This is a genomic window from Paenibacillus cisolokensis (genome assembly GCF_018403665.1).
Taxonomy (GTDB): domain Bacteria; phylum Bacillota; class Bacilli; order Paenibacillales; family Paenibacillaceae; genus Paenibacillus_AH; species Paenibacillus_AH cisolokensis.
Map to the genome: position 1 here is coordinate 1 of NZ_BOVJ01000156.1, position 11,334 is coordinate 11,334.

The following is an 11,334-nucleotide window of genomic DNA, read 5'->3' on the forward strand; positions in this document are numbered from 1 at the left end:
AATTCCTGCGATTATGCAGTTTTTTTGATCCGTTCAATCCAGAAAAGTGAATATCGCCTAAAAATACTGTATTTTGGCAGTATTTTTCGCCATAGTCATCTATTCGGACCCAAATTACTGTACTTTCGCAGCTTTTTCGCCAAAGCAATCTGCCGGGAGACAGGGGCGCTGAAGACGAGGCGCGTCGACGGATGGGCGACGATTTGACGGAAGACGAGGCGTACCGACGGATGGGCGACGATTTGACGGAAGTCGCGGGCAGTCAGACAGGCCAATAGGAAGTAATTTTTTACTTTCTTTCATGTTAAAAAAGACCGTCCATGATCGAACGGCCTTCAAGAATTTTATTCTGTTGCAAGTTCCGCCGGTTTACAACAAGCCGAAAGATCGGAGCGTCCGGAGTCTTTCCACCGTCACATAACCCCGCCATTCCAGTTCGCATGCCGGACTTACGGCCGGCCAGCTGATCGGCCATCCGCCGTCTTCCTGCTGCTGAACGAGAAGCGCCTGCAAATGCTCGGCCAATTCCTCGTTCGAAACAAATTTACGGGCATAGCTATCCCGATCCGGGGCCCAGTCCAGCACTTTATGGACATACCCTTCCGCATACGGGTTTTTCTCGATCGTACCGGGGCGGCTCAGCCATTCGTCGATGACGGCCCATTGTCCTTCCGCCCGCTCGCGGTCGGGCGTATTCTGCAGAAACACAATCCAATGCGTTCCGTCATGGTAGCCCGACGGCCGCTCCTGCTCCATGTATTTCCATATATACTGGACAGTTTTGACGAAATACGGTTCGCGGACGATATCCGGCAGCGCATTCTGCTTGTACAACAAACCGATGATCGTGCCGGTCGGGTTGATCGAAGGGCGATCGTCGTTTTCCGTTGTCCACCATGGCGCATGCGGATAATCGTTCAGACTTCGCAGGGCCAACGGAATGCCGCCGTCCTCCAACGTGATTTTACGCAAATACCGGTTGATTCCTTCCAATATCTGTTCATCGAAAAGACCGATTTGGTCCATGATCGCAAGCGCCATTTCCGTTGGAACGGGCTGGCTGAACGGACACCGGATATCCGGCTCCAGCGCATTTCCGAAACCGCCGTCGGCATTCTGATAAGCCCGCAGCGCTTCGATGACCGCCTCTTTGGAACCGCCTTCGAAAAAATACTCGTAGCGTCTCCGGTCAAGCAAACGCGCATTACGGTAAATAAACGGTCTGGCGCGTTGGAAACAGTCAGAATGAATCATGACTCTTCTCCCCTTTCCCTGCATTTTCCGCCTTTTGTTCGGGTTTGTAACGGCTGCACAGTTCGTTTGCCAGCCGATAAATTTCGTAACGCAGCGTTTGCGGCGCAATCACGGTTGCATCCGTACCGAGGGAGAAGAAGAAACGTACGGCCCAGCCGAACTCCGAAGGCGGACACATGAAGTCGACTTCCCATTCCTCATCGGATATTTGCTTGACAAGCTCGCCGATGTGCTCATCCTGTTCGGCCAGCAGCGCGCCGCGGTACGACAATTTCGCGACGATTCGCGTCGGGGTTGCGGGAACCGGCTGTTTGACGTCAAGCTCCGGGCGCCGGCCGGCCATCCCTTGTTGCTCCCCGGGCTCGTCTGTCATTTCCATCCGTTCCATGCGGTCGACGCGGAACGTTCTCCGCTCGCCATGGGTAACCGAGAATGCCTCGCAGTACCAGAATCCGTGCGCCGTGTAAAGCCTTTCCGGCTTTAGCTGCAGCCATCGGCGGCGGCTCACGGACCGGTACAGAACCTTGAGCCAGCGGGATTCCGCAGTGTGTTCCATAAGGGCGGACAATTGCGGCGTTTTGACCTTTCGCTCGGGGACGTCCATCTGGACATGCCGAAGCACCGGATCGATCTGCCGCAATAGATCGTCGGGAAGCGCGGCCGAAATTTTGTCCATTACCGTCCATCTTGCCCGATTGAACGGCGTGTCCGCCATTTTCGTCAAAGCCTTTAGCGCGAACAGCACCGTCATCGCTTCCTGGGAATCCAGCTGCAGCGGCGACAGCCGGTAGCCTTCCATCAGACGGAAGCCGCCGGCCGGGCCGGTAACGGAATATAGCGGAATCCCCATCTCGGAGAGCGATTGCATATCCCGCAATATCGTTCGCTTCGACACCTCCAGCTTCTCGGCCAACGATTGAGCCGTTTCCGGACGCTGCTGCAGAGCGAGGACAATGGCCATCAACCGGTCGGTTCTCTTCAATGCCGGTTCCTCCCTTGCCTTATCTTCGGGAATAGTATAGCAAAAAATTGGTGACAGCTTGGATGTCACCAATTTGGAAGGATTCGATATAAGTTCACGATAAAACGGACTTCAGTACATGTACAGCGCGCGGCAATCCGCTTCCCGCAGCCACACCTGCATAAAGCCCGGCTCGCGATTGTCCCAGGCGTAATACGGAACGAGCGTCAGCCGGCGTCCGTCGGCATCGGCGCCTGCCAGTTCGCGAATCCCGCCCAGCTTATCCGGCTGCTCGACCACCTCGAACGGGACATGCGGCGATACGGCGAACGCGTCATATGTCAAATGCGCGTTATCGGCCTGCTCGGCGCAGTAGACAATCGGTCCGCGCTGGAACGCGATCCGCCCGCGATTGGCTGCCACCTCCGGCCGCGCGCGCACGACGTTCACCGGCATATCGAGCTCCAGCTCGATCGTGTCGCCGGCGGACCATACGCGTTCGATGCCGATATAACCGTTCGCAACGGCCGCTCGGGCCGGTGCGCCGCATACGGAGACGCGATACCCTCTGCACCAGCCCGGGATGCGCAGGCGAATGCGGAAGGACTCTTCCCGGTCGGGTGCGACGGTTAGGCGAATCGCGCCATGCCAGGGGTATTCCGTCTCCGTCGTCAATCGGATGCCGCTCTTTCCTTCCGGGCGTTCGATCCGACACGTTCCGTTCATGTACTGGTTTACGACAATACCGTCCTCCGATACGGCACAGACATATTGTCCGATCGACGGCAGGAAGCGCACCAGATTCGTCGGGCAGCAGGAGCAGTCAAACCATGCCACACGGTGGTGATGGCCTTCCGATGCAAGCGGATTCACATAGAAAAATTTGTCGCCGGACAACGAGATGCCCGCCAGCGCCCCGTTGTACAGCTCCCGCTCGACGATATCCGCGTACTTCGCGTCGCCGAACAGCAGGTTCATCCGGTGGTTCCAGAACGCCATCGCAATAGCGGCACACGTTTCGCAATAGGCGCTGTCGTTCGGCAGATCGTAATCATGCGTGAAGCCCTCGTTATGCCTGGACGGACCGATGCCGCCCGTCACGTACATGTTGCGTTCGACCGTATGCGCCCATACGCGGTGCAGCGCCCCCACATAGGCCGGGTCTCCCGACGCGTGCACGACGTCCGTCATCGCCGAGTACAAATACATCGCCCGCACGGCATGCCCTTTCACTTCCGCGATCTCTCTTACCGGCACATCGTCCTGGCAATAGGCCGGCCCCCAATCCGCCCTGTCCCATATCGCGCCGACGCCGTGTCCGTGTCCTCGCTCCTCCAGCAGCCACAGCGCCAGCTTCCAGTACCGCTCTTCACCGGTTGCCCGGTACAGCTTGACAAGCGCCAGCTCGATCTCCTCATGCCCTTCCACCCAATGCCGCTTTCCCGGACCGAACGTCCGGTCGTAATGGTCGGCGAGCCGGCACGCCGTATCGAGCAATTTCCGCTTACCCGTTGCCTCGAAATAGGCGACCGCCGCTTCCATCAGGTGGCCGCCGCAATACATTTCATGCTTCTCCATGTCGGTCCATTTCTTCTCCGGCGCGGTCAACGTGAAGTACGTGCACAGATAGCCGTCTTCCTCCTGCGCCGCAGCGATAAGGTCGACGATCCGGTCGACCTCGGCTTCCAATTCCGCATCGCGCTCGGACATGAGCAAATAAGCGGCGCCCTCCAGCACCTTGTACACGTCGGAATCGTCGAAGTAGATGCCTTGAAACTCCCCTTCCATCAATCCCGCCGCCTTCGCGAAGTTTGCGATGCGCCCCGTCTCCTCGCATTTGTCCAGGCATGCCCGCACCGTGACCTGTCTCATGACATCGAGCCTTGGACGCCAAAACCCGTCCTTGACATTAACGCTTGTAAACGGAACGCCGCGCCATCTGGCCAGCATCTGCTCAGCCGTGTTTGCTTTCGTCATCCGAACGCCTCCTCATCCTTTGATCCCGGTTAAGGTGATCCCTTCTATAAAATAACGCTGCGCGACAAAAAACAAAAGAACAATCGGCGCGACGACCGCCGTCGACGCCGCCATCAGGTAGCCCCACTGCGCATTGTACATCCCTTTGAAGGACGCCAGACCGAGCGCAAGCGTATATTTGTCGCCGTCGCTCAAATAAATGAGCGGTCCGAGAAAATCGTTCCATGTTCCGATAAACGTGAAGATCGTAATGACGATAATGGCCGGCATCGACAACGGGACAAGGATGCGCCACAGCACCGTGAGCGGATTCGCGCCGTCCATATACGCGGCCTCGTCCAGATCTTTCGGTATAGTGCTGAAAAACTGGCGGAGCAGGAAAATGTTGAACGCGCCGCCGCCGAACCAGGCCGGAATAATGAGCGGCAAATAGGTGTTGATGGCGCCGAGCGATTTCCACAGCGTAAACGTCGGGATGAGCGTCACCGCATAGGGCATCATCAACGCGCTCAAGACGAGACCGAACATCATATTGCGCCCCGGCCATTTCAGACGCGCGAAGCTGTACCCGGCCATTGCGCTCGTCAGCACGACGCCCGTAACGGCGAACAGCTCGATCGTCATCGTATTGAGGAAATAGCGTCCGAACGGCACGATAGTCAGCGCATCCGTATAGTTGCGCCATTCGAACGGCCGCGGAATCCATTCCGGCGGGAAGATGAAAATTTGCGCCGTCGACATGAAGGAGCTGCGCAGCAGCCAGGCGAACGGAAACAGCATGACGATGCTGCCGGCGATCAGGATCAGGTAGATGAAAATGCGAGAAACCGCTCTTGTTCTGCTCATCGTCATCATCTCCCCTCCCCTTCGTAATAGACCCAGAACTTCGACGAACGGAACACGAGCGCCGTAAGAGCGAGAATGATCAGGAAAAGCACCCAGGCGAGAGCCGCGGCATAGCCCATCTCCGATTCGGAGAACGCCGTCCGGTACAAGTAGTAAATGTAAAAGAGGGTGGCGTTGTTCGGCCCGCCATTGGTCATCACATATGCCTGGTCGAATACTTGGAGCGTCCCGATCGTCCCCATGACGACATTAAAGAAGATGGTCGGCGTCATAGACGGAAGCGTGACATGCCAAAATTTCCGCAGCGCGCCGCCGCCGTCCACTTCCACCGCCTCGTACAGATGTCCCGGCACGCCCTGGAGTCCGGCCAGGAAGATGACCATCGCGTTGCCGACGCCCCATGTGCTCATCAGGATGAGCGATGGAACGGCCATCGTTTCGTCGTAGATCCATTGCGAACCGGGAAGCCCGATCCCGTTCAGCAGCGAATTGAACAGCCCGAAGTCCGGATTGTAGAGCCATAGCCACAGCATGCTGTTGGCGATGCTCGGCACGAGCACCGGCATGTAGTAGATCGTCCGGAAGACGGATAGCCCTTTCACCTTCTGATTCAGAAGAAGCGCGATGATGAAAGCGGCCAGAAAGCCGAGCGGAATACTTCCGAGCGAGTAGTACAAGGTGACGAACAGCGATTTGCTGAACAACTTGTCTTCCGTAAACATTTCCCGATAATTCCCGAAGCCGGTGAAATTCATCTGTCCGCCGATATTCCAGTCGGTCAGGCTGAAGAAGAAAGACGCGACGACCGGGCCGAGAACAAACAGGAAAAATCCGAGAACGGCGGGCATCGCAAAAGCGATGCCCCAGTTCCGCTCCATCCGTGCGATGCCTGACAGCTTTAGTTTTTAGCCGCTTCGTGAGCCATATCCGAGCCTCCGTTATTGATACTTGCCCTGCAGCAGCGGCTGAACTTCCTGCTTCAGATCACGCAGCACTTTCTCGGCCGGTTCTTTATTCGTCCATAATTTATCGAGCGCCGCGTTGATGACCGGCTCGATCTCCGCCATGTTCTTGAGGAAATACATCGGGGATCTTCCGGCGTAGTTCAATGTAAAGTCGATGACGGCGTCTTTATATTCCGGCGGATGCGCCTCGTTATCGGTCCAGTAGGCGATTTCCGCGGGATCGGTATAATACTTCTCCTCCAGCGGCATCCACAGCCCCTTGGCATACAAATCCACCTGCTTCGGATCGTTGTGGTACAAGTAAAATCGGATCGCCTCGTCCGGATGCGCCGTATTCGCGAAGATAACGGTCGGCGAGCCGAGCACGATCGTCTTCGGTTCCTTGAATTTCGGGAGAACGCCCATACCGAAATTCATCTTGGTAGACGCAAAGTCCAGAAGCGCCCATTGTCCGTCAATAGCCATGGCCACCTTTTTCGTCTGCAGCCGGACGTTCGTCGCGGGCATATTTTGCTGCTGGGTGGCGGTCGGCGCGACATGGTGCACATACATCAGGTCCTGCAGCTTCTGGAACACTTCGATCGCTTCCGGCGAATCGAGCGTGTACTGCGTTCCGTCGTCATTCGTAATGTCGCCGCCGTTGCTGAGCAGGAACGGATACCAGCCGCCTATCCAGGTCGGGAACGATACGCCGTATTGCACAATGCTGTTCGGGTTAAACCCGGGGTCGAAAGGGGTGTTGCCGTTGTTGTCCTTCGTCAGCTTTTTGGCCGTTTCGACGAATTCGTCCCAGGTCCAGGCATTCTCGCCTTTCGTCGGAGGCGGCGCCACGCCCGCTTCTTCGAACAGATCCTTGTTATAATACAACGTTATAATTTCGACGGCCGTGTTCGTCCCGAGCGTCTTGTCCGGAGCCGGATTGTAATAGGTTTGTTCCAGCCGCTCCGCAAGCTGCGGATACAGCTCCATGTACGGCTTCATATCAAGCAGCCTTCCCTCCGCGCCCCACTTCATCGAGAGCGGTTCGCTCAAATAAGCGATATCCGGCAGCTCGTTCGTCGCCATCAGCGTATTGATTTTCGCCGCGTAATCGCCCGGCACATGCTCCGCCTGCACGACAATGTCCGGATGCGACTTGTTAAACGCCTCGACCATGTTTTCCATCGCCTGCTTCTCGAATGCGCTGCCCCAGTACATAAATTTCAAGCGGACCGGCTCCTTGCCGCTTCCGGCTTCCCCTTCGCCGCCTTCCGCTCCGGATGAGCCGTTGCCGCTGCATGCCGTCGCGACAAGCAAGCAAACGGCCGTAAACCATACAAGCCACTTTCTGCGGTATGCCACCATTGCCGCCCCTTTCCTTTATATTGAATGTGCTTACATTGCCATTATCCGCGGCAGCAGAAAGGAACGCCATAGAATCCGTTGAGCCGCTCTTTGAATTTTTGACCTCATTTTTACAGGAGACAGCAATCATTGGTACCGTTTCCGGTATTCCGTCGGATTCACCCCCTCGAACTTCTTGAACGCGATGCTGAAATAATTGGCGTCTTTAAAGCCGACCCGTTCTGCGATTTCATGCATTTTCAGCTGCGTATGGGCGAGCAGCTCCCGGGCCCGCTCGAAGCGCAGGCGCGTCGTATATTCCAGATAGGTTTCGTTCGTCGCCTGCCTGAACAGCCGGCTCAAATAGTACGGATTCACATGAAGCGCATCGGCAACGGCCTGCAGGCTGATTTCCTCATGCAGCCGTTCCCGGATCCACCGTTTCGCTTGCTCCACGATCTTGGAGGCGGCCGGACTGCGGGCGGAACGGAGTCGGTGCGCCACGCCATCGATCAGCCCGTTCAGGTGGCCGATTAAATCCTGCATCGTTTGGCATGCCGCAATATGGCCCGGAATGGCTGCGGCTTCATCCGGAACGGCTGCTTCATCGGCCGCTTCCTTGCCTAGCCTCAGCGCATTTACGGCGAATTGGGAGGCGACGAGCTTCGCATCGGCAAGCGGCAGGGCGGACAGCTCTTCGAGCCACCGGTTCCAGCTTGCGGCGCTTCGAAGCTCCGTTCCCGCATTCAGTTCCTCCAGCAAGAACAGTTCCTTATTCATGAGCCGTTGGCGAATCGCGCCGCTTGGCTCCACCATGCTGGCGGGAATAATGGCGCCGCAGCCGACGACCGAGCGGTAATTGACTGCCTGAATCGCGTCCGCATACAATTCGCCCAGCGACCGGACATCTCCGCTCCATTCGCTCATGCCGATGCTGACCGACCAGCGCAAATACGTTTTGTACGCATCCTGCAGCCGGCGGGCAAGCGCCGGCATAAGCGGCTCGGCCGATGACAGGGCGCTTCTCGCCCCGGCCGGAACATCGCAGTAAACCAGCAGCAGCAGCTTGCCGGATGACAGACTCAACACGCTGCCGCCGCAGCCGGACGCCGTATCATGCAGCACCTCTTGCGCGATTTTCCGGTAAGCGAACAAATACAGCTGCCGGTCCCGGTCGGCTGCTCCCGCTATCCGCTGTTCGTACCCGTCGATATCCGCACAGAGAAATCCGTATAATCGCGATTTGCCGCGTTCGATGCCGAATTCGGCCGCTACCGCCTCGAACTCTTTGAACGTCCGCCGGTGTTCGAGCCAATCGATAAGCAGCCGCTCGGCGGCCGCCGCCTTGAAGCCTTCCATCTGCCGCTTCATCTGATCGATGCGCAGGACTGTTCTCCGGTCCGCCATAATTTGCTCGCAGGCCCGCTCCACGGCGCTCACCAGCTCGGCGTACTCGACCGGCTTCACCAAATAATCGGTGGCATGCAGCGCAATGGCCTCTTTTGCCTTAGGGAAATCGTCGTAGCCGGTCAGAAAATGATTCGGGCCGTTCCGCCCGCCTTGCGAATCCGCCGCGCCACTTCCATCCCGTCCATCTTCGGGATGTTGATATCGAGAAGGACGATATCCGGCCGCTGCCGTTCGTACCGCTCCAATGCCTGCATGCCGTCCGCGGCTTCGTCGATTCCGCCGATGCCGATCCGGCTCCACGGCACGGACGTCTTGATGCCTTCCCGGATATGATATTCGTCGTCAACGATCAAAATTTTCACGATCGGATTCATGATATCGCTCCTCCGCTTCTGTAATCGCCGGCAGACTTAACGTCACGGTCGTATATAATCCTTCCTCGCTGGCGAGACGGATGCCGAACGGCTCTCCGTACCGCAGTTTGAGCCGGTCGTGAACATTTTTCAAACCGAAAGTAAGGCTTGTTTCCTCCTGGTCCAGCGCTTCCATAATGGCAGCCAGCCGATCGGGTGCGATTCCCAGCCCGTCGTCGGTTACCTGGAAGATCAGCACGCCTTGTTCCGTTCGTCCCGATATAGCAATCGTTCCTTCGCCGTCCTTCTTCTTGAGCCCGTGGTAAATCGCATTTTCGACAATCGGCTGCAAAATAAATTTCGGCACATAGTAATGCGTCAAATCCTCTTCGAAATGGAAGAACAGATCGAACCGCCCCGGATAACGGAAGTCGAGCACCTGGAAATACGTCTGCACATGATCGAGCTCTTCCCGAACGGTAATGACCTGGCGGCCTTTATTGATCGTCAGGCGAAAGTATTTGCCCAGCATGCCGACCACTTCGCTGATATCGGATTGGCCGCGGGCGAACGCCATCCATTTCAGCGATTCCAGCGTGTTGTACAGAAAATGGGGATTGATTTGCGCCTGCAGCGCATGGATTTCGGCTTCTTTCCGTTTTTCAGGGCGTTATACACCTGCTGGTGCAGCGCCTTGTTCTCATCCATCATGCGAAGGAAGCGAACCCCGATCTGTCCGACCTCGTCCTCCGGATCGAACGGCACCGGAATGCGCGGTCCCGGCGCGCCGTTCATCTTAATAAACAGCAGCAGCCGGTGAAGCGGCCGTCTGATCGTGCCGCTGATCCAGTTCGCCAGCACGAGTCCCATTGCGAAGGTCAGGATGAAGACGGCCAGCGTCATCGTCCGGACCCATTCCGCATCCTTATACAGCGTATCCGCGTTGATCATATGCACGATCGACCAGCCGGACAGCCCGTTGCGTTGTAAAGCGGCGAACCATCTGTCGCCGATCGGCATAAAGCCTTCATCCTGCAGCCGCGCTTTTGTCGCAAGCTCGTACAGTTCCTCGTTCTCCTCTTCGCCGCCTGCGTTGTCCGGCCAATAATAGAGCGGCTTCCCGCCGCCGTCGACGATGACGAACCGTCCGCTGCGATCCGCATTCAGAAATGACAGTCCTTTAAAAAATTGATCCCGGTTCACTTCCAGTACGATAAAACCGAGCGGCGAGAAATCGCCGCTTGTCCGCGGCAGCAGTTTGGCGAACAGGAGCGAGCCGGCGTTGACGGCCATATTCTGGTCCAGCGATCTGCCGTTTCGCAATAGCAAAGGCGCCCCCTCCCGCAGCTCTGCGTACCACGCTTCGGCTTCCTCCGGACTGATATACGAGCCGTACAGCCTGCGATTCGGAGGAGCCTCCATATGATAAACAACATAGCGGACGACATAGGATTTTGACTGGGTGATCGTATTCATCGCGTTGTTGATCATATAGGAATTGCGGATGTAGCCGTAATCCGAATCGCCCCGCTCTCCGTCGCCGTTCTGGCAGACCGAATTAACGGCGCCGGTCAAGGCGCATTGAATCTGTCCGTTGCTGATGATGACGTTGAACAGATCGTTCATGTCCACGAGAATGCGATCCAAGTAATGATTGGCGATACTGCCGGATGCGAATGCCTGCTGTTCTGCATTGCGCAGCATCCTCTCTGAAAATAGCTGATAGAACGCCAGGCTAAGAACCATCATCGGGATAAAGGTGATTAACGTCGTCAAAATAAACAGCTTGCCGCGGATTTTCTTTAATTGAAACAATTCCAAAAAGTTGCCCATAGCCGCCTCCTTATCGGTAAACGCTTACAATTTTGCAACGCCCGATACCGTCGTCCGAATATCCAAACATTATATCCTGACATTTTCGAATTTGGAACAGCCTAGCCGACGATAAATGGCTCTATTCGCCCTCGCCTGCCTGACCGCCGGGCTCCTGTTTGCGAAACTTCAGGGGCCATATTCGCTCGCTCCAAACTCGCTGTGAACGGCCACCAGTCCCGAAATGGCTTTCTTTACTCCGGCTCCGCAGCGGCACGCATCCGGAAGATGAAACCGGATAAAAGAACAAAGCTGCAAAAATGCAGTATTTTCGGGGGGCAATTAACCAAAACGCGAAAATTCCTGCGATTATGCAGTTTCTTTGATCCATTCAAGCCCAGACAAGCGAAAATTTCCAAAAATACTGTATTTT

Annotated in this window: 11 protein-coding genes; 1 reads left to right on the forward strand and 10 read right to left on the reverse strand. The window is 56.5% G+C overall.

Annotated elements, in window-relative coordinates; translation table 11 throughout:
- Positions 1-207: hypothetical protein (locus PACILC2_RS19925; RefSeq protein WP_213530380.1), on the forward strand; the 207-nt coding region annotated here is incomplete at its 5' end.
- A 162-nt stretch (positions 208-369) separates the two neighbouring features.
- On the opposite strand, the gene PACILC2_RS19930 is transcribed toward PACILC2_RS19925, so the two are convergent.
- The 10 genes from PACILC2_RS19930 to PACILC2_RS19975 all read right to left on the reverse strand — a co-directional run bounded on the left by PACILC2_RS19930 (position 370) and on the right by PACILC2_RS19975 (position 10,922).
- Positions 370-1,254, reverse strand: a complete 885-nt coding sequence (locus tag PACILC2_RS19930; RefSeq protein WP_213530382.1) for a prenyltransferase/squalene oxidase repeat-containing protein — start codon at positions 1,252-1,254, stop codon at positions 370-372.
- On the reverse strand, positions 1,241-2,236 hold the full coding sequence (locus tag PACILC2_RS19935; RefSeq protein ID WP_244863671.1) for a helix-turn-helix transcriptional regulator: 996 nt from the start codon (positions 2,234-2,236) through the stop codon (positions 1,241-1,243). The genes PACILC2_RS19930 and PACILC2_RS19935 overlap by 14 nt, the downstream gene beginning before the upstream one ends.
- 111 nt (positions 2,237-2,347) lie before the next feature.
- Complete coding sequence (locus tag PACILC2_RS19940) at positions 2,348-4,192, reverse strand: glycoside hydrolase family 127 protein (RefSeq protein WP_213530384.1); 1,845 nt, start codon at positions 4,190-4,192, stop codon at positions 2,348-2,350.
- A gap of 12 nt (positions 4,193-4,204) precedes the next feature.
- Complete coding sequence (locus tag PACILC2_RS19945) at positions 4,205-5,038, reverse strand: carbohydrate ABC transporter permease (protein ID WP_213530386.1); 834 nt, start codon at positions 5,036-5,038, stop codon at positions 4,205-4,207.
- 5 nt (positions 5,039-5,043) lie between these two features.
- Positions 5,044-5,916, reverse strand: a complete 873-nt coding sequence (locus tag PACILC2_RS19950; protein ID WP_213530388.1) for a carbohydrate ABC transporter permease — start codon at positions 5,914-5,916, stop codon at positions 5,044-5,046.
- 60 nt (positions 5,917-5,976) lie between these two features.
- A complete protein-coding gene (locus tag PACILC2_RS19955) occupies positions 5,977-7,347 on the reverse strand; it encodes an ABC transporter substrate-binding protein (RefSeq protein ID WP_062493019.1) in 1,371 nt (456 codons plus the stop codon).
- Between the two features lie 126 nt (positions 7,348-7,473).
- Positions 7,474-8,793 (reverse strand): helix-turn-helix transcriptional regulator, encoded by a 1,320-nt coding sequence (locus PACILC2_RS19960; RefSeq protein ID WP_244863672.1) that lies wholly within the window; start codon positions 8,791-8,793, stop codon positions 7,474-7,476.
- Positions 8,794-8,855: 62 nt separating this feature from the next.
- Positions 8,856-9,110: a response regulator gene (locus tag PACILC2_RS19965; RefSeq protein ID WP_213530392.1), complete on the reverse strand. Its 255-nt coding sequence runs from the start codon at positions 9,108-9,110 to the stop codon at positions 8,856-8,858.
- Complete coding sequence (locus PACILC2_RS19970) at positions 9,079-9,732, reverse strand: sensor histidine kinase (protein ID WP_307860661.1); 654 nt, start codon at positions 9,730-9,732, stop codon at positions 9,079-9,081. The genes PACILC2_RS19965 and PACILC2_RS19970 overlap by 32 nt, the downstream gene beginning before the upstream one ends.
- The gene (locus tag PACILC2_RS19975; RefSeq protein ID WP_213530402.1) at positions 9,672-10,922 is read right to left on the reverse strand and encodes a sensor histidine kinase; all 1,251 of its coding nucleotides are present in this window, start codon (positions 10,920-10,922) and stop codon (positions 9,672-9,674) included. The genes PACILC2_RS19970 and PACILC2_RS19975 overlap by 61 nt, the downstream gene beginning before the upstream one ends.
- Positions 10,923-11,334: the final 412 nt, after the last annotated feature.

Coding starts and splice junctions, on each gene's coding strand:
- PACILC2_RS19930 (WP_213530382.1), bottom strand. CDS start 1,254: ATGATTCATTCTGACTGTTTCCAACGCGCCAGACCGTTTATTTACCGT.
- PACILC2_RS19940 (WP_213530384.1), bottom strand. CDS start 4,192: ATGACGAAAGCAAACACGGCTGAGCAGATGCTGGCCAGATGGCGCGGC.
- PACILC2_RS19945 (WP_213530386.1), bottom strand. CDS start 5,038: ATGAGCAGAACAAGAGCGGTTTCTCGCATTTTCATCTACCTGATCCTG.
- PACILC2_RS19950 (WP_213530388.1), bottom strand. CDS start 5,916: ATGGAGCGGAACTGGGGCATCGCTTTTGCGATGCCCGCCGTTCTCGGA.
- PACILC2_RS19955 (WP_062493019.1), bottom strand. CDS start 7,347: ATGGTGGCATACCGCAGAAAGTGGCTTGTATGGTTTACGGCCGTTTGC.
- PACILC2_RS19965 (WP_213530392.1), bottom strand. CDS start 9,110: ATGAATCCGATCGTGAAAATTTTGATCGTTGACGACGAATATCATATC.
- PACILC2_RS19975 (WP_213530402.1), bottom strand. CDS start 10,922: ATGGGCAACTTTTTGGAATTGTTTCAATTAAAGAAAATCCGCGGCAAG.